At 64.8% G+C, this 24,935-nt stretch carries 24 protein-coding genes; 13 read left to right on the plus strand and 11 right to left on the minus strand.

Annotated features, from left to right (window positions below; translation table 11 throughout):
* The first annotated feature begins 164 nt into the window (after window positions 1–164).
* From G0A00_RS03970 to G0A00_RS03980, 3 genes are read left to right on the plus strand one after another with little or no spacing between them, the layout of a single operon-like run.
* Complete coding sequence (locus G0A00_RS03970; protein ID WP_164182026.1) at window positions 165–941, plus strand: potassium channel family protein; 777 nt, start codon at window positions 165–167, stop codon at window positions 939–941.
* Complete coding sequence (locus G0A00_RS03975) at window positions 941–1,444, plus strand: GNAT family N-acetyltransferase (RefSeq protein ID WP_164182028.1); 504 nt, start codon at window positions 941–943, stop codon at window positions 1,442–1,444. The genes G0A00_RS03970 and G0A00_RS03975 overlap by 1 nt, the downstream gene beginning before the upstream one ends.
* Before the next feature lie 19 nt (window positions 1,445–1,463).
* Window positions 1,464–2,171 carry an NYN domain-containing protein gene (locus G0A00_RS03980; RefSeq protein ID WP_164182029.1) on the plus strand — a complete coding sequence of 236 codons (708 nt, stop codon included), beginning with the start codon at window positions 1,464–1,466 and terminating at the stop codon, window positions 2,169–2,171.
* A gap of 48 nt (window positions 2,172–2,219) precedes the next feature.
* Here the strand turns inward: G0A00_RS03980 and G0A00_RS03985 are convergent, their stop codons facing one another.
* A complete protein-coding gene (locus G0A00_RS03985) occupies window positions 2,220–2,837 on the minus strand; it encodes a TetR/AcrR family transcriptional regulator (RefSeq protein ID WP_164182031.1) in 618 nt (205 codons plus the stop codon).
* 150 nt (window positions 2,838–2,987) lie between these two features.
* Between G0A00_RS03985 and mbfA the strand changes: the two genes are divergently transcribed.
* Both mbfA and polA read left to right on the plus strand, forming a co-directional pair.
* Window positions 2,988–3,962 carry an iron exporter MbfA gene (mbfA, locus tag G0A00_RS03990; RefSeq protein WP_164182033.1) on the plus strand — a complete coding sequence of 325 codons (975 nt, stop codon included), beginning with the start codon at window positions 2,988–2,990 and terminating at the stop codon, window positions 3,960–3,962.
* 252 nt (window positions 3,963–4,214) lie between these two features.
* Window positions 4,215–7,028 (plus strand): DNA polymerase I, encoded by a 2,814-nt coding sequence (gene polA / locus G0A00_RS03995; protein ID WP_164182035.1) that lies wholly within the window; start codon window positions 4,215–4,217, stop codon window positions 7,026–7,028.
* A 77-nt stretch (window positions 7,029–7,105) separates the two neighbouring features.
* On the opposite strand, the gene G0A00_RS04000 is transcribed toward polA, so the two are convergent.
* Together G0A00_RS04000 and nth are read right to left on the minus strand one after the other, a co-directional pair.
* A complete protein-coding gene (locus G0A00_RS04000; protein ID WP_066104158.1) occupies window positions 7,106–8,095 on the minus strand; it encodes an adenosine kinase in 990 nt (329 codons plus the stop codon).
* Entirely contained in the window at window positions 8,092–8,736 is a 645-nt protein-coding gene (gene nth / locus G0A00_RS04005) for an endonuclease III (protein WP_164182037.1), read from the minus strand. Before nth ends, G0A00_RS04000 begins: the two co-directional genes overlap by 4 nt.
* A gap of 156 nt (window positions 8,737–8,892) precedes the next feature.
* On the opposite strand from nth, the gene G0A00_RS04010 reads away from it, so the two are divergent.
* On the plus strand, window positions 8,893–9,786 hold the full coding sequence (locus G0A00_RS04010) for a bifunctional helix-turn-helix domain-containing protein/methylated-DNA--[protein]-cysteine S-methyltransferase (RefSeq protein ID WP_164182038.1): 894 nt from the start codon (window positions 8,893–8,895) through the stop codon (window positions 9,784–9,786).
* A gap of 145 nt (window positions 9,787–9,931) precedes the next feature.
* Entirely contained in the window at window positions 9,932–10,582 is a 651-nt protein-coding gene (locus G0A00_RS04015; protein ID WP_164182040.1) for an OmpA family protein, read from the plus strand.
* Between the two features lie 143 nt (window positions 10,583–10,725).
* On the opposite strand, the gene G0A00_RS04020 is transcribed toward G0A00_RS04015, so the two are convergent.
* Window positions 10,726–11,412: a sugar transferase gene (locus tag G0A00_RS04020; protein ID WP_224903650.1), complete on the minus strand. Its 687-nt coding sequence runs from the start codon at window positions 11,410–11,412 to the stop codon at window positions 10,726–10,728.
* A 940-nt stretch (window positions 11,413–12,352) separates the two neighbouring features.
* On the opposite strand from G0A00_RS04020, the gene G0A00_RS04025 reads away from it, so the two are divergent.
* The 6 genes from G0A00_RS04025 to G0A00_RS04050 all read left to right on the plus strand — a co-directional run bounded on the left by G0A00_RS04025 (window position 12,353) and on the right by G0A00_RS04050 (window position 16,183).
* On the plus strand, window positions 12,353–12,967 hold the full coding sequence (locus G0A00_RS04025; protein ID WP_164182044.1) for a ribonuclease D: 615 nt from the start codon (window positions 12,353–12,355) through the stop codon (window positions 12,965–12,967).
* A 3-nt stretch (window positions 12,968–12,970) separates the two neighbouring features.
* A complete protein-coding gene (gene lptC / locus G0A00_RS04030; RefSeq protein ID WP_164182046.1) occupies window positions 12,971–13,570 on the plus strand; it encodes an LPS export ABC transporter periplasmic protein LptC in 600 nt (199 codons plus the stop codon).
* 7 nt (window positions 13,571–13,577) lie between these two features.
* Window positions 13,578–14,087 carry a lipopolysaccharide transport periplasmic protein LptA gene (gene lptA, locus G0A00_RS04035; protein ID WP_164182208.1) on the plus strand — a complete coding sequence of 170 codons (510 nt, stop codon included), beginning with the start codon at window positions 13,578–13,580 and terminating at the stop codon, window positions 14,085–14,087.
* Complete coding sequence (gene lptB / locus G0A00_RS04040; protein ID WP_066104174.1) at window positions 14,087–14,845, plus strand: LPS export ABC transporter ATP-binding protein; 759 nt, start codon at window positions 14,087–14,089, stop codon at window positions 14,843–14,845. Before lptA ends, lptB begins: the two co-directional genes overlap by 1 nt.
* Window positions 14,846–15,096: 251 nt before the next feature.
* A complete protein-coding gene (raiA, locus tag G0A00_RS04045) occupies window positions 15,097–15,663 on the plus strand; it encodes a ribosome-associated translation inhibitor RaiA (protein WP_066104177.1) in 567 nt (188 codons plus the stop codon).
* 55 nt (window positions 15,664–15,718) lie between these two features.
* Window positions 15,719–16,183 (plus strand): PTS sugar transporter subunit IIA, encoded by a 465-nt coding sequence (locus tag G0A00_RS04050; protein WP_066104180.1) that lies wholly within the window; start codon window positions 15,719–15,721, stop codon window positions 16,181–16,183.
* 79 nt (window positions 16,184–16,262) lie between these two features.
* Here the strand turns inward: G0A00_RS04050 and G0A00_RS04055 are convergent, their stop codons facing one another.
* From G0A00_RS04055 to G0A00_RS04085, 7 genes are all read right to left on the minus strand, one after another.
* Window positions 16,263–17,699 carry a sulfotransferase family 2 domain-containing protein gene (locus tag G0A00_RS04055; protein ID WP_164182049.1) on the minus strand — a complete coding sequence of 479 codons (1,437 nt, stop codon included), beginning with the start codon at window positions 17,697–17,699 and terminating at the stop codon, window positions 16,263–16,265.
* Between the two features lie 6 nt (window positions 17,700–17,705).
* Entirely contained in the window at window positions 17,706–19,406 is a 1,701-nt protein-coding gene (locus G0A00_RS04060; protein WP_164182051.1) for a beta-1,6-N-acetylglucosaminyltransferase, read from the minus strand.
* A gap of 13 nt (window positions 19,407–19,419) precedes the next feature.
* Window positions 19,420–20,430, minus strand: a complete 1,011-nt coding sequence (locus G0A00_RS04065; protein ID WP_164182053.1) for a glycosyltransferase family 2 protein — start codon at window positions 20,428–20,430, stop codon at window positions 19,420–19,422.
* 51 nt (window positions 20,431–20,481) lie between these two features.
* Window positions 20,482–21,618, minus strand: coding sequence for a glycosyltransferase family 1 protein (locus tag G0A00_RS04070; RefSeq protein WP_235953084.1), 1,137 nt, complete (start codon window positions 21,616–21,618; stop codon window positions 20,482–20,484).
* Between the two features lie 64 nt (window positions 21,619–21,682).
* On the minus strand, window positions 21,683–22,666 hold the full coding sequence (gene galE / locus G0A00_RS04075; protein WP_164182055.1) for a UDP-glucose 4-epimerase GalE: 984 nt from the start codon (window positions 22,664–22,666) through the stop codon (window positions 21,683–21,685).
* Between the two features lie 18 nt (window positions 22,667–22,684).
* Window positions 22,685–23,581: a UTP--glucose-1-phosphate uridylyltransferase GalU gene (galU, locus tag G0A00_RS04080; protein WP_164182056.1), complete on the minus strand. Its 897-nt coding sequence runs from the start codon at window positions 23,579–23,581 to the stop codon at window positions 22,685–22,687.
* 92 nt (window positions 23,582–23,673) lie between these two features.
* Entirely contained in the window at window positions 23,674–24,930 is a 1,257-nt protein-coding gene (locus tag G0A00_RS04085) for a glycosyltransferase family 2 protein (RefSeq protein ID WP_164182057.1), read from the minus strand.
* Window positions 24,931–24,935 lie beyond the last annotated feature (5 nt).

The raw sequence follows: 24,935 nt of genomic DNA on the forward strand, positions 1-24,935 counted from the left end.
TTCGATCTCATGCATGAGGGCAAGTCGATCCGCGCGGTGGTCGAGTTCTGAGATCGGCGTGACCCCGCCGGGCCAGATCGCCCTTTGTGAAAATTTTCCCGGCAGGCGCTTGGCTTGCCGGGAGTCCCGCGCCACCCTATAGCTGCTATATTGCCGAACAGGGGATGGCCGAGATGAGCCTGCGCGACAAGTTGAGGGAGCTCTATGAGGGCGATAGCGATCTGGCGCACCGCTTTCGCTATGCGCTGCTGGCTTTCGACATCTTCACCGTCGTGTTTGTCATCGGCACCTCCTTCACCGATCACGGGCGGTTGGTGGAAACCTTCGACGTGCTCTTCGGTGTGGTGATCCTCGCGGACTTCCTCGCGCGGCTGTGGATCGCGCCGCGCAAGACGCCTTTCCTGTTCAGCCCGGCGACGCTGGCCGACCTTGTCTCGCTGATCTCTTTCCTCGCGCCGCTGGCTGGGGAAGGGCTGGGCTTCCTGCGGGTGCTGCGCACACTGCGGCTCTTGCACACTTATCAACTCAGCAAGCGTCTGCGTGAGGACTTCAGGGTCTTTCGCCAGAACGAGGACGTGCTGATCGCGGTGGTCAACCTGATGGTCTTCCTCTTTGTGATGACCGGGCTGGTTTACGCGCTGCAGTACCGCACCAATGACGACATCAACAATTACGCCGATGCGCTCTATTTCACCGTGACCACGCTCACCACCACCGGCTATGGCGACATCACGCTCGACGGCTCGTGGGGCCGGGTGATTTCCGTCGTGGTGATGATCTGCGGCGTCACCCTGTTCCTGCGGCTGGCGCAGGTGCTGTTCCGCCCGATCAAGGTGAAGAAGACCTGCGCCACCTGCGGGCTGCGCCTGCATGACGCCGATGCGATCCATTGCAAGCATTGCGGCGAGATCATCCACATCGAGACCGAGGGGCAGAGCTGATGAGCGAGACGGTGGAGCTGCGCGCCTATGCGCCCGAGGATGCCGAGGGCCTGTGGCAGATGCTGGAGCCGGTGTTCCGCGCCGGCGACACCTATGCCATCGACGCAGACATTTCGCGCGAGGCGGCGATCGCCTATTGGACCGGCCCCGAGCGGCGGGTCTTCGTGGTGAGCGACGGGGCGCGGCTGCTGGGAACCTATTACATCGTGCGCAACCAGAAGGGCGGCGGCTCTCATGTGTGCAACTGCGGCTATGTCACCGCGGCCGAAGCGCGCGGCAAGGGGATCGCCCGCAGGATGCTGGCGCATTCGCTCAAGATCGCGCCGCAGCTTGGCTTCCGCGCCATGCAGTTCAATTTCGTGATCTCGACCAACCGCCGCGCGGTCGAGACCTGGCAGAGGGCGGGCTTTGACATTGTCGGCCGCCTTCCCGGTGCCTTCCACCACCCCGCAGAGGGCGACGTGGATGCGCTGGTCATGTACAAGACGCTTGCGGGAAACTGAGCCCGCGAAGGAGATAAAGATGCGAGACGACACCCGCCTGCTGGCGGTTCTGATCGACGCCGACAATACGTCGCCGAAATACGCCAAGGCGATTTTTGACGAACTGGCCAGCCTCGGCGAGGCCAGCGTGCGCCGCTGCTACGGCGATTTTTCCAGCCAGCAGATGTCGGGCTGGTCCAAGGTGACCGCCGAGTTTGGTCTGGTGCCGCACCACCAGCCCGCCAATACCGTGGGCAAGAACGCCAGCGACATCGCGCTGGTCATCGACGCCATGGACCTCATGCATTCGGGCCGGTTCGACGGCTTCGTGCTGGTCAGTTCCGACAGCGATTTCACCCGGCTTGCCAGCCGCATCCGCGAGCAGGGGCTGGATGTCTATGGCATGGGGATGCAAAAGACGCCCGATGCCTTCCGCAAGGCCTGCAAGCGGTTCATCTTCCTCGAGAACCTCGACAGCGCGCCCGAGAAGGCGGCGGGCATCAAGCCGCAGAAGAGCGGCAGCCTCGAAGATGCGCGCAACCTTATCTTCACCGCCATGGATGCGATCGAGCAGGAAGACGATTGGTATACGCTCGGCCAACTGGGGCAGTTCATCACCGCCGCCAACCCCGATTTCGACACCCGCAGCTACGGCAAGCGCAAGCTGTCAGAACTGGTGGATGAGCTGAAAGTCTTCGAGACCAAGCGCGGGCCGGGCAACCAGATGCTGGTGCGGCGGCTCGATTAACCGGGCCAGCTAGGTGCCCCAGTCAGAAACCCGGGTCAGGCGCTCCGGTCAGGCACCATAGCGGGCAAGGAAGGTGGCCACCGCGCCATCGGCCACCCGGGTGATCTCTGCCGGGCCGGGGCGCGCGGCCACGCCGAACACCGCGCGGATCCAGATACCGGCCTTGCACAGTTCGGTGAATTGATCGGCGGCCAGTTCGATATCCTCGACCTTCAACTCGCCGCGGGCCCGCGCCGCCTCGAGGTAGCCGGTGAGCTTGCGGTGCATGAACATCGGCCCGGTTTGATAGAACTGGCGGCCGAGATCGGGAAAGCGGTCGGCCTCGGCGATGCAGATGCGAAAGATCCGCTGCCCGGTGTCCGAGAGCACGAAATCAAGGAAACTGCGCGCCACCAGCGGCAGCACCACCGCAGGCGGCTGGCCGGGATCGATGGTGGTCATGGCGCTTTCGGACTGCAGCGCGCATTGGCGGCTAGCCATCTCCATGAAGAGCAGGCGCTTGTCGGGGAAGTAGCTGTAGAGCGTCGCTTTGGAGACCCCGGCGGCCTTGGCGATCTCATCGACATTGGCGCCTTCGAACCCATCTCGGAGAAAGATCGCCCGTGCCCCATCCAGCACTTGTTCGAACTTCCGCCCGCGGCGCACGCCAGCTGTCTCGGTCCTCATCGGGCTGCTCCTTTGTCCGGACAAGCATAAACCGCGCAGTTCAGTTCAGGCAAGCAAGATGCCGGAAGAAGGGACATTCTGCCGCCTTGCTTCCGCGGTGGAATTCCCTAGATTAGAATTATTCTAAACTGGTGCTCCCGGAGTCCTCCCATGCGTTTTTTCACCCAGCGGCGTCACTTCCGCGACCTGAGCGAGCAGGAAGTGCTCGCGCTGGCGATTTCCTCGGAGGAGGATGACGCCCGCATTTACCGCTCCTACGCCGAGATGCTGCGCGCCGACTATCCCGACACCGCGGCGATCTTCGACGGTATGGCCGAAGAGGAAGACGGCCACCGTCGGGCGCTGATCAACCTGCACCGCATGCGCTTTGGTGAGGTGATTCCGCTGATCCGGCGCGAGCATGTGGCGGGTTTCTACGCACGCCGCCCGGTCTGGCTGGTGCAGAACCTGCCGCTCGAGCGCATCCGCGATGAGGCCGAGGCGATGGAACGCGACGCCGAGCGCTTCTATGTGGAGGCCGCCAAGCGCAGCAGCGACGCCGCCACGCGCAAGCTTTTGGGGGATTTGGCGGCAGCGGAGGCAGGTCACGAGGCGCGCGCGGGGGAACTGGCCGAGACACATCTCGATGGCGAAGCGCGCGAAAGCGAAGACCGCATGGCGCACCGCCAGTTCGTGCTGACATGGGTGCAGCCGGGGCTTGCGGGGCTGATGGATGGCTCTGTCTCGACGCTGGCTCCGATCTTTGCCACCGCCTTCGCCACGCAGGACACATGGACCACCTTCCTCGTGGGACTCGCCGCCTCGGTCGGCGCGGGCATCTCCATGGGGTTCACCGAGGCCGCGTCGGACGATGGTGAGCTGTCGGGCCGCGGCTCGCCGCTGAAGCGCGGCATCGCCTCGGGGGTGATGACAACTCTGGGAGGTCTCGGCCATGCGCTGCCCTATCTGATCCCGCACTTCTGGACGGCGACGATCATCGCTTGGATCATCGTCTTCTGCGAGCTTTGGGCCATCGCCTGGATCCAGAAGCGCTATATGGAAACCCCGTTCCTGCGCGCGGCGATGCAGGTGGTGCTCGGCGGCGGGCTGGTGCTGGCGGCAGGGGTGCTCATCGGCAGCGGTTGAGCGCCTGCCCAGCTTGCCCAGGGGCGCGCCTGGCGGTGCCGCTCGGCCTGCCTCCGGCGGGGATATTTGGGTCAAGACGAAGCTGCGGGAACCTACACCTGCTTCGGCTAGATCGAAATATCCCGGGGGAGGCCGCGGCAGCGGGCGGGGGCAGCGCCCCTTGCAACCTTCGCATAGCCGTGATCGCCTCTGGCACCCTGCGCCCGCCCGTGGCAAACCGATGCAAACGCGCGAGGCCAAGGAGACGCCACCATGACCCAGTTCGGCAAGGGCTGCCATCTGCATCTGATCGACGGTTCGGCCTTCATCTTCCGGGCCTACCACGCGCTGCCGCCGCTCACCCGCAAGTCCGACGGGCTGCCCATCGGCGCGGTCAGCGGCTTTTGCAACATGCTGCAGAAATACGTCGAGGACAGCTCCGGCCCCGATGCGCCGACCCATGTGGCGGTGATTTTCGACAAGGGCAGCCACACCTTCCGCAACGATCTTTATGATCAGTACAAGGCCAACCGCGAGGCGATGCCCGAGGATCTGCGGCCGCAGATCCCGCTCACCCGCGACGCCACCATCGCCTTCAACATCGCCTGCAAGGAGCTTGAGGGCTATGAGGCCGACGACATCATCGCCACGCTCTCGTGTCAGGCGCGCGATGCGGGCGGGCGCGTGACCATCATCTCCTCGGACAAGGACCTGATGCAGCTGGTCGGCGACGGCGTCGAGATGCTGGACGCGATGAAGAACCGCCGCATCGACCGTGACGGGGTGGTCGAGAAATTCGGCGTCGGCCCCGAGCGCGTGGTGGACGTGCAGGCGCTGGCCGGGGATTCGGTCGACAACGTGCCGGGCGCGCCGGGCATCGGCATCAAGACCGCGGCGCTGCTGATCAACGAATATGGCTCGCTCGAAGAGCTTCTGGACCGCGCCGAGGAGATCAAGCAGCCCAAGCGCCGCCAGACGCTGGTCGAGAACCGCGCGCAGATCGAACTGTCCAAAAAGCTGGTGCAACTCGATTGCGAGACGCCGCTGGATTTCACCCTCGACGATCTCGAGGTGCAGGATCCCGATCCCGAGAAGTTGCTGACCTTCCTCGCCGAGATGGAATTCAGCACGCTGACCAAGCGCATCGCAAACACCCTCGGGGCCGAGGCGCCGGTGATCACCGAGGCCAAGGCGCCCGCCGCCGACACGCCCGCCGCCGGTGACGCGCCCGAGATGCCGCCCATCGATCCTGCCGCCTACACATGGGTGAAAAGCGCCGCGGATCTTGCGCCGTGGATCGCGCAGGCCCGGCAGTGCGGCTGGGTCGCGGTGGACACCGAGACCACCGGCCTCAACGAGATGACCTGCGATCTGGTCGGCGTCTCGCTGGCCGTCGAGCCGGGGCAGGCCTGCTACATCCCGCTGGCGCATCGCGCGGCAGGCGGCGAGAGCGACCTTTTCGGCTCGGACGATCTGGCCGAGGGGCAGATGCCGATGAACGAGGCGCTGGACCTGCTGAAGCCGCTGCTCGAAGACCCGGCGGTGATGAAGATCGGCCAGAACATGAAATACGATGCCAAGGTGCTGTCGCGCTACGGTATCGGCGTCGCGCCGATCGACGACACCATGCTGATCTCTTACGCGCTGCACGCAGGTCTGCACGGACACGGCATGGACACGCTGTCGGAGCGTTACCTCGGCCACACGCCGATCCCGATCAAGGAGCTCTTGGGCTCGGGCAAGAAGATGATCACCTTCGACCGGGTGCCGATCGAGGATGCGGTGAAATACGCCGCCGAAGACGCCGACATCACCCTGCGCCTGTGGAAGCTGCTGAAGCCGCGGCTGCACCTCTCCCGCGTCACCCGTGTCTACGAAGGCACTGAGCGCCCGCTGGTGCCGGTGCTGGCGCAGATGGAACTGGCCGGTGTGCAGGTGGACCGCGGCACGCTCTCACGCATGTCCACCGCCTTCGCGCAGAAGATGGCCGGGCTCGAGGCCGAGCTGCACGAACTTGCGGGGCACCCTTTCAACGTAAACTCCCCGGCGCAGGTGGGCGAGATCCTCTTTGCCGAGATGGGGCTCGAGGGCGGCAAGAAGACCAAGACCGGCGCATGGTCGACCCCCGCCGAGGTGCTGGAGGATCTGGCCACCGAGCATGACTTCGCCGCCCGCGTGCTGGACTACCGCCAGATGCAGAAGCTGAAGTCGACCTACACCGACGCGCTGCAGGAGCATATCAACGCCGAGACGGGCCGGGTGCACACCTCCTATTCCATCGCCGGGGCCAACACCGGGCGTCTCGCCTCGACCGAGCCGAACCTGCAGAACATCCCGGTGCGCTCGGAAGAAGGGCGGCGCATCCGCGAGGCCTTTGTTGCGCCCGAGGGCAAGGTGATCGTGGCGCTCGACTACAGCCAGATCGAGCTGCGCATCCTTGCGCATATGGCCGATATCGCCGCGCTCAAGCAGGCCTTCCGCGAGGGGCAGGACATTCACGCGATGACCGCCTCCGAGATGTTCGGCGTGCCGATGGAAGAGATGACGCCGGAGATCCGCCGCCGCGCCAAGGCGATCAACTTCGGGGTGATCTACGGCATCTCGGGCTTCGGTCTCGCGCGCAACCTGCGCATCCCGCGTGGCGAGGCGCAGGCCTTCATCGACCGCTACTTCGAGCGCTTCCCGGGCATCAAGACCTACATGGACGAGACCATTGCCTTCGCCAAGGAACACGACCGGGTCGAGACGCTGTTCGGACGGGTGATCCACACGCCCGAGATCAACGCCAAGGGCCCGCGCTCGGGCTTTGCGCGGCGCGCCGCGATCAACGCGCCGATCCAGGGCACGGCGGCGGACATCATCCGCCGCGCGATGATCCGCATGCCCGCCGCGATTGAAGGCCAGCCCGCCAAGATGCTGCTGCAGGTGCACGACGAACTGATCTTCGAGGTCGAGGAAGGCGGCGTCGACACGCTCATCGCCACCGCGCGCGAGGTCATGGAGGGCGCCGCCGAGCCGGTGGTGAAGCTCGACGTGCCGCTGGTGGTCGACGCCGGGCAGGGGGCGAACTGGGCCGAGGCGCATTAAGCGCGCCGAACACTGCCGCAACGAAAAACGGCGTCCCCGCGGGGACGCCGTTTTTCGTTTTCGGGGGAAGGCCCGCCTCAGAGCAGCCCGGCCTCGCGGAAGAGCTCGGGAAGGCTGGCCTCGGGGCGCGGGCCCATGTGGCTGATCACCTCGGTCGCCGCCACGGTGCCCATGCGGCCCGCGGTCGCCATGTCGGCGCCGGTGGCGAGCCCATAAAGGAACCCCGCAGCGAACTGGTCGCCCGCGCCAGTGGCATCGACGGGGACGATCTTGGTCACCGGCACATCGGTGCGCTCACCATCGCGCATGATCGTCACCCCATCGCCCGAGCGGGTGCAGATCACCAGCGGGCAGATCGCCGCGACGCGGGCCAGATCGGCCTCCAGCGAGTCGTCCTGATAGAGCGAGCGGATCTCGGCCTCATTGCCGATCACATAGTCCATCTCGTGCTCGATCAGCTGCAGGAAGTCCTCGCGGTGACGCTCGACGCAGAAGGGATCGGAAATGGCGATCCCGGCCTTGCCGCCCGCGGCGCGGCAGGCGCGGGCGAGGCGGATGAAGGCCTCCTTGCCCTTGTCCTTGTCGAAGAGATAGCCCTCGAGAAAGACGATCTCGGCCTCGGCGGCCACCGCTTCGTCCACATCGTCCGGGCCCAGCTCGGCCGAGATGCCGAGGTAGGTGTTCATCGAGCGCTCGCCGTCCGGGGACACGAAGATCATCGAGCGCGAGGTCGGCAGTTCACCGCCGGGCACCGGCGGGTTGACGAAGGCGGTGCCGTCCTTCTCCATCGCCTCGGCATAGAAACGCCCCAGCGCGTCGTCATGCACCCGGCCGATGAAGGCGGTGCGCAGCCCAAGGTTGCCGAGTCCCGCAAGCGTATTGGCCACCGAGCCGCCCGGCGCCTGCACCCGGCCCTCCATGGCGCCATAAAGCAGCTCGGCGCGCTCGCGCTCGACCAGCTGCATGATGCCCTTGGTGATGCCCATATGCTCGAGGAACGAGTCATCGGCACGGGTCAGCACGTCGACGATGGCGTTGCCGATGCCGACAACCTGATACTTCTTCATAGGGTTTTTTCCTCGAATTGGCAGAGGTCGCGGATCAGGCAGGCCCCGCATTTGGGCTTGCGCGCGACGCAGGTGTAGCGCCCGTGCAGGATCATCCAGTGATGCGCATGCTGCTGGAAATCCACCGGGATATTGTCTTCGATGGCGCGCTCGACGGCGACGACGTCCTTGCCGGGGCAGACGCCCGAGCGGTTGCCGAAACGGAAGATATGCGTGTCCACCGCCTGCGCCGGATAATGCCACCACATGTTCAGCACCACATTGGCGGTCTTGCGCCCGACGCCGGGCAGGCTTTCCAGCGCGGCGCGCGAACAGGGCACCTCGCCGCCGTAGTCCTCGACGAGGATTTTCGACAGTTTGATGACGTTCTTGGCCTTGTTGCGGTAAAGGCCGATGGTCTTGATGTGCTGAATGACGCCCTCTTCACCGAGCGCGAGCATCTTCTCGGGCGTGTCGGCGATCTTGAACAGCTCATGCGTCGCGCGGTTCACCCCCGCGTCGGTCGCCTGCGCCGAAAGCGCCACCGCCACCACCAGCGTGTAGGCGTTGACGTGGTCGAGCTCCCCTTTCGGCTCCGGTTCGGAGGCGTGGAAGCGGGTGAAGATCTCGCGGATCGTGTGATAATCGAGCTGCTTGGCCATGATCTCTGCTATGCAACGCCGGGCCCATTCCCGCAAGTCCACCTTCTTCTCTTTGATAAATACGCAAATCCCGCCCGCGCCGCTTGCGCAACATTCGGGTCGCGCGCGAGGCCGGTTTCCCGCTATTCCAAAGGTCAGGAGCATCAGGAGGCCGTGATGGGCGAGCTTGCACAGCAGGGATACCACTTCAACGTCATGCGCCGCGCGATCGAGCTGATTGACGCGGGCGGCCCGCAGATGACGCTCGAGACGCTGGCGGCGCAGATGGACATGAGCCCGGCGCATTTCCAGCGGCTGTTCTCCCGCTGGGCCGGGGTCTCGCCGAAGCGCTTCCAGCAGTATCTCGCGCTCGGCCACGCCAAGGCGCTGCTCTCGGACCGCTTCTCGACGCTGGAGACGGCGCATGCGGCGGGGCTTTCGGGCGGCGGGCGGCTGCATGACCTCTTCCTGCGCTGGGAGGCGATGAGCCCCGGCGACTTCGCCAAGGGCGGGCAGGGGTTGGTGATCTTCTGGGGCTGGTTCGAAAGCCCCTTCGGCCCGGCGCTTGTCATGGGCACCGAGAAGGGCATCTGCGGCATGGGCTTTGCCGCCGAAGCGGGCGAGGAGGAGACTTTTCAGGACCTGCTCTCGCGCTGGCCCAATGCCGAGTTCATCGAAGATCCGATGTTCCTGCGCCCTTGGGTGCTGGCGGCTTTCGGGGTGCAGCAGCAGGGGGAGGTGCCGATCTATCTCATTGGCGCGCCGTTCCAGATCAAGGTCTGGGAGGCGTTGATGCGCATCCCCTCGGGGCATGTCACCAGCTATTCCGAGATCGCCGAGGCCATCGGCAGCCCGCGTGCGGTGCGCGCGGTGGGCACCGCCGTGGGGCGCAATCCGGTCTCGCTGCTGATCCCCTGTCACCGGGCGCTGCGCAAGTCGGGCGGGCTCGGCGGCTATCACTGGGGGCTGCCGGTCAAGCGTGCCATCCTCGCTTGGGAAGCGGCGCGGCTGGAGGCGCAGGAGGCCGGAGCGCCAAAGGCCGGGGCGCAGGAGCTTGGCGCGCGAGCCTGAAAGCCCGCAAGCACGATGCCGGAAATACTATGACAAACGTGGGCGGGGATCTGCCGACAAAGTGTGCAGCGCGCCATTGGCGGGGCGGTTATGCGCACTATAACAGGGGCACACCCAAGTTTGGGCCAACGAAACGAGGCATTACATGTTCCGGGCTAAGACAACCGTTCTTCTCACTCTCGCCGGCGCCATGGCGCTGAGCGCCTGTACCGACGTGAACGATCCGAACCGCCAAGCCAAGAACGGCGTGCTGATCGGCGCTCTTGGTGGCGCTGTCGCGGGCCGCGCCATCGGCGGCAACAACTCCGACGCCGCCAAGAATGCGCTTGCGGGGGCTGCTGCAGGCGCCATCGCGGGCGGCCTGATCGGCAACAACCTCGACAAGCAGGAAGCGGCGCTGCGCCAGCAGCTGGGCAACAACGTCGGCATCACCAACACCGGTGACCGCCTGATCGTGACCATGCCGCAGGACATCCTGTTTGCCACCGATAGCGCGTCGCTGCGTCCCGACCTGCAGGGCGATATCGCCACCGTCGGCCGCAGCCTGATGGAATATCCGAACACCACCGTTCAGGTGATCGGCCACACCGACAGCGACGGCGCGGCTGCCTACAACCAGTCGCTCTCGCAGCGTCGCGCGGCGGCTGTGGCCTCGCTGCTGATGCAGCAGGGCGTGCCCTCCTACCGCGTGCAGTCGATCGGTCGCGGCGAAGACCAGCCGATCGCGTCGAACCTGACGCCGGAAGGCAAGCAGCAGAACCGCCGCGTCGAGATCGTCATCCTGCCGAGCGCCTGATCACCAGCCGCCGCAGAGACGACCGAAAGGGGGCGTCCGGGGAAACCCGGGCGCCCTTTGCTTTGGGGCGGGCGTCGCAGGGAGGCAAAAAGAAAGCCCCCGCGTTTGCGGGGGCTTTATGCCGTCTCGGGGGGAGAGGCGTGTCAGCAGCCGGTGCCGGTCCAGACCACTTTGACGGTGCGCGCCAGCACCTTGATGTCGGTCACGAAGGACAGTTCCGCCAGATAGGCGGTGTCGAACTCCGCCCGCTCCGAGAAGCTGGCCTCGTTGCGCACCGAGGTCTGCCAGAAACCGGTGATGCCGGGGCGCAGCGCGTAGTAGGCGGTGCCGGGATAGATCGGGGTCTGCTCGACCATCATCGGGCGCGGGCCGACGAGCGACATCTCGCCGCGCAGCACGTTCCACAGCTGCGGCAGCTCGTCGATCGAGGTCTTGCGCAGCAGACGCCCGATCGGGGTGATGCGGGGGTCGTTGCGCAGCTTTTGATTGCGGTCCCACTCGACGCGCGCCAGCGGGTTCGCCCGCAGATGCGCCGCCAGCAGGCAATCGGCATTCGGCACCATGGTGCGCAGCTTCCACATACGGAACACGCGCCCGTTCCGCCCGACACGGCGTTGCAGATAAAACGGCGCATGGCCATCACGCGCCACCAGAGCGGCAAAGACCAGCACGAAGGGCAGCACCGGCAGCGCCATGATCAGCACCAGCGCGATGTCGAGCACGCGCTTGAACACGCCGCGATAGGCGGCACGATGCGGGGCGCTGTTCAGCGCCTCGTCGATCAGGTTTTCGAAATCGACAACCGCGTTTCGCGATTGGTTGGCATGCATCGTCAATTCGACCTCCCCGAGGTTCATCGACGGAAGCTATGCAAGGCGGCACTAGGGCGCGCGGGACGGCCTTTGGATGCAAGTTCCGAATACGGTGCCAAGGGGCATCGCGGGTCGGACCTGACCGGCAGGCATATCAATTTTTCAGATGTTCAGTCCCAAGCGACTTTCAGCAGACTCACACACACTCCCAAAGTGGAAGCACCAACCCCCAAGTGCCGTTATGCGGCGGAAATAAGGCATCCGCCCGACAAGACCTCTTATGTAACTCGCCGAGATCATCGTCAACTCAAGCTTTGGAACGCAATCTTGAGGTGACTTTGGGAACCGAGATCTGCGCGGGAAACCCCTGCCGCTGAGGGGCTTATGGGCCCTATGGAGTGGCTTTTTGCGGGATATTCCGGCTCGCCTTGGTGGTTGTTCAGGTCGGAATTCTGGAAACGGTGCGCGCTTGCCTTTGCTTTGGTCGTCTTCGGTATGTGTCTAAAATTGGACACACGGCTTGATCGTTTCCGTACACCGGTGATTTTACCGGGTGCCCGAAAAGCGCGATGAAACTCGCTGCCGAAATATGGAAACAATCGCGCCGCTGGATGGCGGGCTTCCGATCCCCGTGCTGAGCGTTTTCTATGAGCGGGGTGCCGGTCGGGCGGCACACGCCAGAGGCGATCATCGCGACTCACGAAATGTTACAAGTTGATGTAATTTGCGATCAGCGCGCCCGAATCAGTGCCGTGTGTCGCCCGTTTGATGCCTCATTGGGGGCAAATCTCGTCACATTTGAGGGCGACCAGACGGGCGAATGTGGCGATCTTGCCGTCACCGCCGCAGTTGCATGGCGCGCGGCGGAGGCCTATGTGCGGGCATACGCGCGTGATCACGCGCGCCTACGCGAATTGAACCTGCGTGAACCGACGTTGCGTGAACCGAAGGGGCCAGCATGGCGAACCATCTCTATCAGGGCGATCTGCCGGACGGGCTGGACCTTGGCTCTGTCGTGGCCATCGATTGCGAGACCATGGGCCTCAACCCGCATCGCGACCGGCTGTGTGTCGTGCAGCTTTCGGCGGGCGATGGCGACGCGCATCTGATTCAGGTCGCGCGGGGTCAGACCGAGGCCCCCAACCTCTGCCGCCTGCTCGAAGATCCGCAGGTGCTCAAGCTGTTCCACTTCGGGCGCTTCGACATTGCCGCCATGTATAATGCCTTTGGGGCGCTGGCGGCGCCGGTCTATTGCACCAAGATCGCGAGCCGCCTCGTGCGCACCTATACCGACCGCCACGGCCTGCGGAACATCGCGCAGGAACTGCTGGGCGTCGACATCTCGAAGCAGCAGCAATCCAGCGACTGGGGCGCGCCTGAACTGAAACAGGCACAGATCGACTACGCTGCTTCCGACGTGCTGCATCTGCACCGGCTGCGCGAGGCGTTCGACGTCATGCTGGCGCGCGAGGGCCGCAGTGAGCTTGCGCAATCGTGCTTTGATTTCCTGCCCGCACGCGCCAAGCTCGATCTGCTCGGCTGGGCGGACACCGACATTTTTGCGCATAGCTGACCGATGGCACAGCGCCGAGATTCATATTCCAGCTTCATCGCTTGGCTGAAGATCCTGCTGCCGCTTGTGGCGCTGGCCTCTCTCTCGACGCTGTTCTTGCTGTCGCGCGGCTCGCAGACCTCGCAGAGCATCCCCTACGCCGAGGGCAGCCTTCCCGAGCGTGAGCAGGTGGCCGCGCCGCAATATTCCGGCACCACGCCGCGCGGAGACTCGGTGACCATGACCGCCGAAAGCGCGCGGCCCACCGGCGGCGAGAACGGCGAGCTTGAGGCGGATGGCTTCTATGCCACGATGGATATGGCCGATGGCAGCAGGCTCACGCTGGACGCGAACCTTGCAACGCTGAGCGACGAGATGCAGGCGGCGCTGTTGCAGAAGGGCGTGCGCATCACCAGTTCGACCGGCTATGTGATCACCACCGACCAGATGCGCGCGGCTCTTGACCGCATCGAGGCAGAGACACTGGCCCCGGTGAGCGGCGAGGGCCCTGCAGGGCGTTTCACTGCGGGTCGGCTGAAAATCACCTCCTCTGGCGGTGAGGATGACGTGCAACTGCTTTTCACGGATGGCGTGAAGCTGATATATGATCCGAAAAAAGAGTGAGTTGATGATGTTTCGCATTGCCGCCTTGATGATTGCGCTGCTCGCGCTGGTCAGCCCCGCGTCTGCCCAGGGCACCAGCGTGGCTTTCGGCAGGATGCAGCAGGACACCAGCGCTCCGGTCGAAGTGACCGCCGATCAGCTGGAGGTGAACCAGAAGGACGGCACGGCGCTCTATACCGGCAATGTGGTGATCGGGCAGGGCGAGATGCGCCTCGCCGCGCCGCGGGTTCTGGTGGTCTACGCCGAAGGCGAAAGCGGCGCGGGCCGTATCCAGCGCATGGAGGCCACCGGCGGCGTGACGCTGGTCAGCGGCGAGGAAGCCGCCGAGGCAGAGCGCGCGGATTACGACATCGACGCAGGCACCGTGGTGATGACCGGAAATGTGCTGCTGACCCAAGGCGGCAACGCGCTCACCTCCGAGCGGATGGTGGTCAACCTCGAGGCTGGCACGGCGCAGATGGCCGGGCGGGTGCAGACGGTGATCAATCAAGACAGCAGCGGGCAAGGTCAGAACTGATGGCCCGCCCCGAACTTACTGTGACCGAAGGCGGTCAGGGCCTGCGGGTCGAGCATCTGCGCAAGAGCTACCGCAAGCGCACGGTGATCCGCGACGTCACGCTGAAGCTTGATCGTGGCGAGGTCGTCGCGCTGCTCGGGCCGAACGGCTGCGGCAAGACCACCACCTTCTATTCTATCGCCGGTCTGGTGAACCCCGAAGGCGGGCAGGTGACCATCGACGGGCGCGAGGTGACCTATCTGCCCATGTACCGCCGCGCGCGCATGGGCATCGGCTATCTGCCGCAAGAGAAATCCATCTTTCGCGGCCTCTCGGTCGAAGACAATATCGCCGCCGTGCTCGATATCTCCGAGACCGACCGCCACCGCCGCCGCGAGCGGCTGGAGGAACTTCTGGGCGGCTTCTCCATCGAGCACCTGCGCCGCGCGCCCGCGCTGGCGCTCTCGGGCGGTGAGCGGCGCCGGGTCGAGATCGCCCGCTGCCTTGCGGCCAACCCCAAGTATCTGCTGCTCGACGAGCCCTTTGCCGGCGTCGACCCGATCAGCGTTGGCGACATCCGGCATCTTGTCGCCGATCTGAAGAAGCGCGGCATCGGCGTTCTGATCACCGACCATAACGTTCGCGAGACGCTCGAGATCGTCGACCGGGCCTATATCCTGCACGACGGGCAGGTGCTGATGTCGGGCACGCCGGCGGAAGTGGTGCAGAACGAAAACGTGCGCCGCGTTTACCTCGGCGAGAACTTCCGCATCAGCTAAAGCGATTCCTTGAGGAATTTCGCCTATCCTTCCCTCTCGAGTTTGCGACAGATCATTGACAAAACGGGGGGTGCTGACCTCAAATGAGGTTATGACGCACCGTTATTCTGCAGCTCCGGCATTTGCGTCCCCAGAGGAGAGGGGAAGCCGGATCCATTCTGCAGCGGCCTTGCGTCACCCCTGATCCGCACCACATCTGAGGCAGCCTCCGGGCTGGATGCGATACGGATCCAAAGAGAGAAGGAACAAAGATGCGCTATCAGATCACGGGTAAGCAGATCGACATCGGCGACGCACTTCAAACTCATACAAAACAAGAGCTTGATGGGGTATTTGGGAAGTACTCCGGTCGTCCTACCGATGCGAATATCACCTTTTCCAAGAGTGCGCATGAATACGTCTGCGAGGTCACTGTCCACCTGTCGACGGGGCTGACCACCTCGGCGAAGGACAAGGCGACCGAGATCTACTCGGCCTTCGACGGCTGCTGCGAGAAGATCGACAAGCAGCTGCGTCGATACAAGCGACGCCTGAAAGACCATCACAAGGATCGCGCGGAGCCCGTTGAACTCCAGAACGCTGCCTCGTATATCCTCGCGCGCGAAGAGGACTCGCATGAAGATGCCGAGCCCGACACGCTGCAGCCCATTATCGTGGCAGAGATGGAGACTTCGATCCCGTCGCTGACCGTAGGCGAAGCCGTGATGCAGATGGAACTGGCCGGGGCTCCCGTGCTGGTCTTCCGCAACGAAAAAAAGGATGGCGTGAACGTCGTGTATCGGCGTGAAGACGGCAATATCGGCTGGATCGATCCGTAAGGGTCGCAACCTGCCGGGTGATCGGCGCCTTCGAGCAGACAGTAAAGGGCGGTCAATGACCTTTCTTGAACTCCTGAAACCGCAGGCCGTGAAGGTCGTCGCGGCGGCAAGCAGCAAGAAGCGGCTGATGCATGACATCGCCGAGCTGGCCGAAACCGCCTACGGCATCCACGCGGCCTCGGCCGTCGAGGCGCTGATGGAGCGTGAAAGCCTTGGACCCACCGGGGTGGGCCATGGCGTCGCGCTGCCGCATGCGCGGATTCCGGGCATCGATCAGGTGCACGGCGTGTTCATCCTGCTGGAGAAGCCGGTTGAATTCGAAGCGGTCGACCGTCAGCCGGTGGATGTGGTCTTTGCGCTCTTCGCGCCCGAAGACGCCGGGGTCGAGCACCTGAAGGCGCTGGCGCTGGTCTCGCGCTCGCTGCGCGATGCGGCGCTCTGCACCAAGCTGCGGGCGAACCCGGATCCGGCGACGCTCTATGCGGTGCTGACCGAGGATCGCTCGTCGCAGGCGGCCTGAGCCCGCGCGACATGACGTTCTGAAGGAGCGGGCCACAAGGTCCGCTCCTTTTTCGTTGCGCGCTGTTGAAAGGCGGGCCTCAGGCCCAGTCGCCGAAACCGAACATCAGGTAGTCGCGCTGGTAGACATCCCGCGCCAGCGCTTCGAGATCGGCATCGTAGATATCGGCAAGCGCATAGGGCGCAGCGGCGGAGCGGCTTTCGGGCTCGGGTTCCGGCGGCGCGGGATGACCCACCTGCATGGCCAAGGCAGGCAGATAGACCGCCATCTCGTCTTCGCGCACGATCATATCGGGCAGGGTGAACTCGGCCATGCCCTGCAGGCACTGGCTTTGCGAGGCCCAATGCCCGTCGATGCGCAGGGCGGTCTGCCCGGCGAGATTGGCCTTCACGAAATGCAGGAAGGCGTCGAAGGCGGCGCGGTGCTGCTCGGCGGTGTAGTCGGGGCCGGGGGCGCCCTCGGGCAGCGGCAGCCCGTGGGCGCGGCGCAGCGTCTTGCGGATGCGCGCATAGCCGCCGGGGCCGGTGTCGAGGATCTTGCTGCAGAAGGCGTCATAGGCGCGGGCCAGAGGGTGACGCACGACGGTAAAGCCGCGATGCCCGGGCCGCGCGCGTTTCCACTGGCGCAGGGTCTTCTGGCTGAAGCCGGTGATCAGTGCCTCTTCGTCCGCGCCGTCGAGGGCGCAGAGCCATTGGCGCACGCTGTCCGTGGGGCCAGAGTGGATCGGCATGTAGATCAGCGGCGTTTCCGCGCCTGCCACGTAAGAGGGCACCACCGGCCCGCGGCGCGGCTCGAAACTCGGCGTGCGGGAGAGGTTGAAGCGGTCGAGGCGGGCCAGCGCGCGCTCCATCTCGTCGGGATTGGCGACCTTCTCGGCCACAGGCTGCGGGTTCTGGCGCTTGAGCGAGGCGTCGAGCGCGTCAAGCCGGGCCGGAATGCCCAGCCATTTCGCCAAACCGTTCATCACCGCCACGTTCTGCAGATCCTCATAGGCCACATAGAAGGCGGTCTGCCCAGAGGTCTGCAGCGCGGTCATCAGATGCACCTGAAAATCCTGCAGCCGCGCCAAATGCGCCTCGAACTCGGGGCCGTCGAACTCTGCCTGCGCGTCCTTGCGCTTTTTGACGTTGGTCAGCTTCCACTGGCCGGTGGCCTGCGCGATCTTCCAACTGACGTAGCTTTCGACCGGGTTGCGGGTCAGCACGATCTTCGCCACGCGCTCATCCTCGAGCAGCGTCGGCAGCACGCGCGGGTCGTGGTCGTGGAAAAACCGAAAGCCGCCCATGCCCCCCGGCGTCTGCTGCCGGATCACCTGCAGAAGCCGCAGCGGGTCGGCGTCGCGCTCTGCCTGGGTGACGCCGAGAATTTCACTCGAATTGGGGTAACCGATGAAATGCGGGTTGAACGCCTCGCCGTGGCAGGTCAGCCCGTCCATCGCGTTGAGGTTGGTCTCGAGGAAATTCGAGCCGGTGCGCATCTCGGCAAAGACGACGAAACTGTCAAAACGGTTGGACATGAAAACTCAGTTCTTCACGAGGTAGGGTTTGCGCGCCGGAGATGCGCTGGGACGCGGCGCCGGTTCGACCGGGAAGTCGCCCATGAGGTAGGGGTGCATCCCTTGGTTCTTGAGTTGCTGCAGGAACCGGCCAAAGCCGTTCAGGTCGAGCATCACCGGCGCCTCTGCCAAGCGGCGGGGGGATTTGTGGCCGATTTCGTCGATGATCAGCTGCAGCGGCTCCATCGGGGCCTCGATGAATTCAGCCATGGTCCAGATGCGGATGCGCGCCTTGGCGTCCGGCGAGCGCAATTCATCCAGCAACGCATGTTCGGCCTTCTGCAGCGCCGCCGCCTCGGCACGCAGTTTGGAAAAATCCCCTCCGGACCGGAACAGCGGCACCGCCCAAGCGCCCGAGATGACGCTGATCTGGGCGTTGGGGTCGCGGGCCATGTCCCACATGATGTCGGGCGCGTCATGGGGGCCGAACTGAAAGCACTGGCGCTCGCCTCGCGTGCTCCAGATCAGGTTGGTGAGAAAGGCCTTGGGGTTCCAGTCGCGGTAGGCGGCGGTGTCCGGCAGCGCGCCATTGAGCAGCGTCTGCCCACCAGCGAATTCGGCGCGCTCGGGGGCAAAGAGATGACCATGCACCTGCGCCCCGGTGGCACGACCGAGCCACGGCTCGAAATCCTCGAAAAGCTCGGCAAACCCCTGAAACACGGAATAGCGTGCCGCGGTCATGCCGTTTTCCCAGCCGAAGTTGGGATAACGCGACTGCATGTAGAGCCCCGAACGCCCTCGGGTCCGGCGGTCGACCGCCTTGGCGAAGATGCGGTCGATCTTGCCGGGGTTCGGCTCCTGCCGGTTCGCGGCGCTTTCGGGGTGGTTCAGGAAGGTCTGATAAAGCCGCCCGGCGTGGGGCCAGATCTTGCGCGCGACGAAACAATCCGAGCGCCGCAGCAGCTGCAGGTGATCGTCATAGAAGATGTGCGGCTTGCCTTGGAAATCGAACTTCGAGAGCGTCAGGGAACGGCTTTCGATATTCTGCGAATGGAGCCGTGCGAGCGACTGGAAATAGCTCTCATCGGGGATCCAGACGCGCTTGAAATAGCGCTCGTGGCGGCGGCGCTGCGGGCACTGCAGGATTGCGCTCAGGGTCTGCCGGGTGAGGCACCACCACTGGCTGCCCATATGCGGCACGACCCCTTTGGGGATCCGGCGCGAGACGTGCAGCGCGCGCTGTGCTTCGACGAAGCGGTCAAAGAGGTAGCGGTTGCGGCGCCAAGAGAAAGGGAAGAAGAGCGTGAACCGCTCGTGGTCGAGCCCGCCCACCGTCCACGGCACATCGGCAGTGGTGGCACTTTCGATGAAATCGGTCTGGGGCCGCGCGTCGAGATAGTCGATCAGTTCCTCGACCGGGCGCAGCGGCAGGCAAGACCCGGAGGTGAGATAGACGTGCCGCACCGCCGCGAAGCGATCTAGCATCATCTCGGCGGCGTCCTGACTGGCAGCGACAAGCCCCCATGTGCCCCATTCGCAGCGATGGCGGGGCGAGAAGATCACGTCGGGCAGGTCGGACAGAGCCTTGGTGAAGGCGCCATAGGTCTTTTCCGGCACCTTGCTGTCCACATGGATCACCACCGGGCAGCCCGCCCGTGCCCAATGCCGCGCCACTTGCTCGGCGCGGTCAAAGGCGGTGTGCACCAGCATGATGATCCCGACGCTCATAGCCGCCGCCCCGTCATGCCCAGTTGCCCTTGGACATCAGCCCAAGGATCTCGAGCTGGCGCCAGTTGATGTATTTCTCGGACCATTTGCACCAGAGGTCGGGATTGTCGCGGACCCCCTCGGCGTAGGCGATATATTCGGTCGAGCCGGCGTAGTGCTGTTTGCGGCTGAGTTCCTCTTCGGCCTTGGCGTTGAACGTGTCCAGAAACTTGGTGTGCAGCAGCAGGCCCGAGGCTTTCTCTCCGCCCCATTCGTCATAGACGAGGTTCAGGCCCCGCGGCAGCAGCATATGCGTCGAGCTGACGTAGGCGTAGCGGCGATCCCATTTGACCAGCGGCACCTTGTTGAGCGCGGGCGCGCGTTCGGGCCGGTCGCCGAAGAACATGCGCGCGCGCGGGCCACCCTGTATCCACAGGTTGCCGAAGCGCTTGTTCTTTTTCACCGAGTAGTTTCCGGCATCGAACCACGAGGCGATCTCGAGCGGGTCCTGCCCGGCCTCATATGGCTGCGCGTCGAGCCGCCCCTTGGGGTACATGTCCAGCAACATGGCCGAGAAGCTTTTGATCGAGGAGGCGTCGAGCCAGTCGGTCAGTGCACGCAGCGGGCGGGTGTCGCAGAATGGGTAGAGAAACAGCTCGTCAGGATCGACCACCAGCACCCAATGGCCGTGGCCATAGCGGCGCAGCAGCCAGTTGATCCAGTCCATGCCGAAGCGCGATCGCTTGTAGCTGGCGCTTGTATGCCAGACCGAGACATCCTCTTGCGCCTTGAGGTAGTCGAGCGAGCCGTCAGTGCTGTCGTTGTCGACCATGATGAAATGGTTCACGCCCATCTCGCGGTAGTATTTCAGGAACCACGGCAGGCGCACGCCCTCGTTGCGGGCGGTGCAGAAGACAATGAGATCGGACGGGCGGAGGCTACCGGTGCGGTCGGTGACGGCGGTCAGTTCACGCCGTTTGCGCAGGGCCCGGATCAGCCAGCGTTTGCGCTGCAGCCGAAGCCTGTATGATTGCCATGCACCCACGCGTTATCCCTCATTCGGGGCGAGGCCCCGCGGCCGGCTTGGCGCCAGCTATCAAATCAGGGTTAACACGGCTTTGAAATGCGCGTCCCAGCTTGGCGGGGTGAAAGCTCCCCGCTCCTGAACCGCCTCGTCCGGTTGCGCCCGATACCCTTTGGCCATTTGCCTTATTCTTGAGGCCCAAAGATATCGGTCCGATTCGTCTGCGTAAACCGGATTGTCGCCCAGAACCTCCTGCACCACGGGCAGTGGCGCGCTGAGCACGGGCATGCCAAGCGCGGCTGCTTCGACCGGGGGAAGGCCATAGCCTTCGGCATGGCTGGGAAAGAGCAGCCCCGCGCTCTGCCGCAGCAGGGCGGCGATCTCTGCGTCGCTCAGGCCGGGCAGTTCGTGAACGCGCGGGAGGCCCGCGTCGAGCGCGGCAAAGACCTCCTCATTCTTCCAGCCGCGCTGGCCGCAGATCAGCAGATGCGCGGGCGGTGCAAGGTCACGCCAGATGTCCAGCAGCAGCGCATGGTTCTTGCGCGGCTCGATGGTGCCCAGCACGACGAAATAGGGCGCGCCGGTCCATGGCCCTTGCGGCGCTGTGCCGGGTATGGGGCGGGGCACACCCAGATGCGCGACGATGTTCTTGGGGGTGCGCTGCCCCGAAAAGTGCCGCAGCATATCGCGGCGGGTCACCTCGGAATTGCAGATCACCAGATCGGCGCTCTGGCCTACACGGCGCAGGAAGGCGGCAAAGGTCTCGACACTGCCTTCGCGCTGGAACTGCGGCCAGTCGAGCGGGATCGTGTCGTGTAGCAGCACTGCGATCCTTGCCTGAGGCAACTGCCGAAGCGCCGCGATCACCCGGTCCGAGAAATTGCTGTGACCTGTGTTGAGATAGACGGCTCCCGCAGGCAGGTGACGCCGCAGCATCGGTCCGAGACGCGCGGGCAGGGCGCGGGCGCATGCGGCGCGGCGCAGCGCCATTTCGGCACCGGCGCGGGCTGGGTCATTTCGGCGGGCTATGCGGGCCAGAAAATTGGGATCGGGCCAGTCCTGCGCGTCGAGCCGCCGCTTCATCTCGGCGCACCCAGCACGGTCCAGCAGCAAATAACCCAGAGAGGTTTTCACCAGCGCAAAAAGCGGAACCGGCTCCTGCAGGAGCCGGTCCAGATAGGCATATTCCACGCGGTCCACGCCGGTCATAACCCGCCCTGCGCGACTGGCGAGCCGCGTCAGATCCAGCAGGCGAGCCGGAGGGGGCGTCACCTCAGTGATCGTAGTGCCCGTTGAGGTGCCAGTTCCACGCATCTTCGATCATCTTTGGCATGGTGGAGCGTGCCGGTTCCCAGCCAAGCTCGGCCAATGCACGGGTCGAGCCCGACACAAGCTTTGTGGCATCCCCGGCGCGGCGCGGCCCTTCCGAATGCGGCACCTCGCGGTTGGTGACGGCGCGCGATGCGTCGATCACTTCGCGCACCGAGAAACCCTTGCCGGTGCCAAGGTTGAACACCGAAGAGGGCTTGCCCGCCTCGAGCCATTTCAGCCCCAGCACATGCGCCTCCACCAGATCCATCACATGCACATAGTCGCGGATGCAGGTGCCGTCCGGTGTGTCGTAATCGGTGCCATGGATGGTCAGCGCCGGGCGCTTGCCGTCGATCGCCTCGAGCATGACCGGGATGAGGTGCGTCTCGGGGCGGTGATGCTCGCCCACCTCGCCCTCGGGATCGGCGCCCGCCACGTTGAAGTAGCGGAAGATCACGTGGGTCAGCCCGTCCGACGCCGCGAAGTCGCGCAGGATGTTCTCCACCGCCCGCTTGGATGCGCCATAGGCGTTGAGCGGGATTTGCGGCGTCTCTTCATCGAGCACCACATTGTCATGCTCGCCATAGGTGGCGCAGGTCGAGGAGAAGACGAAGTTCTTGCAGCCCGCAGCGCAGGCGGCCTCGATCAGCGTCAGCGACCCTTCGACATTGTTGCGCCAGTAAAGACCGGGCTGGGACATGGCTTCGCCGACCTGGCTGAGCGCGGCGAAATGCATGACCGCGATGGGCTGGTACTTGGCGAAGACCTCGTCGAGCCGCGCGCGGTCCGAGAGGCTGCCCTTCTCGAACGGGCCGAATTTCACCGCCTGCTCCCAGCCGGTGACGAGATTATCATAAGTGACAGGCGTATACCCTGCCTGTCTCAAAGCTTTACAGGCGTGCGAGCCGATATAGCCCGCGCCTCCTGTCACGAGAACATTTGCCATCAGATGTGACTACAGACGTTACTGCGCGGCTTTGCGCGAGGAAATGACCTCGTGCAGATACGCCTCGAGATCGTCGCGCAGCTCGTCGCGCTCCAGACCGAAGGACACGGTCGCCTGCAGGAAGCCCGCCTTGGAGCCGCAGTCGAAACGCTGGCCGTTGAAGCGGAAGCCGTAGACGCCGTCATCTTCGCTGCCGATCTGCTTGGCGATCGCGTCGGTCAGCTGGATCTCACCGCCTGCGCCGACCTGCTTGTCCTCGAGGTTCTGCAGGACCTGCGGCGACAGGATATAGCGGCCGATCACCGCGAGGTTCGACGGCGCGGTTCCGGCGGCGGGCTTTTCGACCATGCCTTTGACCGAGACCAGCGAGCCCATGTCTTCCCGCACGTCGAGGATGCCGTAGGACGAGGCCTTGTCGGCGGGCACTTCCATCGCCGCGACCATATTGCCGCCCACTTCCTGATAGGCTTCGACCATCTGCTGCAGGCAGGGCTTGTCGGCAGCGATCACGTCGTCGGGCAACATGACGGCAAAGGGCTCATCGCCGATCAGGCGGCGCGCGCACCAGATCGCGTGGCCAAGGCCGAGCGCCTTGTGTTGACGGATGTAGGCAATCTCGCCGGAGTCCATGTTGGTGGAGCGAAGCGTTTCGAGCAGCTTGTCCTTGCCCTTGGCTTCAAGCTCGCGCTCGAGTTGCGGCGCGTGGTCGAAATAATCCTCAAGCGCGCCCTTGCCGCGCGAGGTGACGAAGATGAATTCCTTGATGCCTGCGGCGCGGGCCTCGTCGATCGCGTATTGAACGAGAGGGCGGTCAACCAGCGTCATGATTTCCTTGGGAACCGACTTGGTTGCGGGCAGGAAGCGGGTCCCCAAACCCGCCACGGGAAAGATCGCTTTTGTAACTTTGCGCGACATAAATTTTGCTCCTTGGACGTGTGCTGAGCACAGTGAGGTCAGCATGAATCAATTGATAACAATCATATTGCTGCGACAGCGTAAAAGTAAATCTATCGACTGTGGAGCGCGAATTCGCCGACCGCGCCCCTCGGACCCGCAACGCGGGAATTTTCGGCGCGGACGCGGGCGGAAAAACGGCAGAATTGCAAAAGATTGGCACTGCGCAGACTACGGCCGTAGAGCCCTCCGGTCTGTTCCCAGTATCCGCCCGGATTGAAACGGACGCGGTGGTATAGGGCGGTGTGAGAAAACCGGTAGAGCGTCACGATCTCGCCTGCTTTTGCGCGGCGCTCCGCTTGCTGCCGCAGGGCCTCGCAGCGCCATATTGGCCCGCTCAATGTGACACGCTGCGCACCGGGGCGACCGGGATAGGGCAGAAAGGGAGAAGGGCTGTGCCCGATGGCGGGCAGCGGCGCAGCGGGCCGCGCTGCGCCGTCTTGCCAGCCACGGCCTAGGCCTTTGAGCAAGCGGTGCACGTCGTCGGCATTCAGCGGGCCGCGCTGCATCAGCCGCAGAAGACGGTCCCGCTGCGCGCTGCGCTGGGCGGCCCAGGCCGCGGGGTGCTGTTCAACCGGGAGATGTCGGAGCAGGAAGGCATGGATCGAGGCGCCGATCTCGCTCAGGTCGCGCGGCGTGCGGTCGGCGCCGCGCCGGGCGCTGGCGGCGTAGCCGTGGTGCACCTCGGCCAGCGGAGCGACGGCCACCCGATGCCCGGCGGCGGCATGGCGCAGATCGAGGTCGGTCTCGTCCAGATAGAAGCGGAAGGCCGGGTCGAAGCCGCCCATGCGCGCCAGCAGATCGCGGCGATGGGCCATATTGGTGCCCTGCAGCTTGACCGTCCGGCCTGCGGGCAGTTCCGGCAGATGCGGACCCGGCGTGTCGAGTAGCAAGTCTTCCTCGCGCAGATCGGTGCCAATCGAGCGCCCGCGCCATTGGAAGGAAATACCGTTGCGCCCGCGCACATAGCCTCCGGCGGCGGCGACGCTGGGGTCGGCGAAAGGGGCGCAGAGGTGATGCAGCCAGAGCGGCTCCGGCACCGCATCATCGTCGATGAAAGCGACAATCTCTCCCGCAGCCTGCGCGATGCCGAGGTTGCGGGCTGCGGAGATATTCGGCTCGTCGAAGGGGATGAGCTTGATATGCGGGCGGTCCGGGCGGGCCGCGACGGCGGCGGCCCCCTCGGGGCAGGCGACCACCACGACCTCGAAGGCCGGGTGGTCGAGCTGCGCAACGCCGGTCAGGCAAAGATCGAGCGCCGCGGGGCGTCCACGGCTCACGATCACCACGCTGACCGGCAGGGCGGTCATGCCCG

The sequence above is a fragment of the Salipiger sp. PrR002 genome (assembly GCF_010500775.1).
Lineage (GTDB): Bacteria > Pseudomonadota > Alphaproteobacteria > Rhodobacterales > Rhodobacteraceae > Salipiger.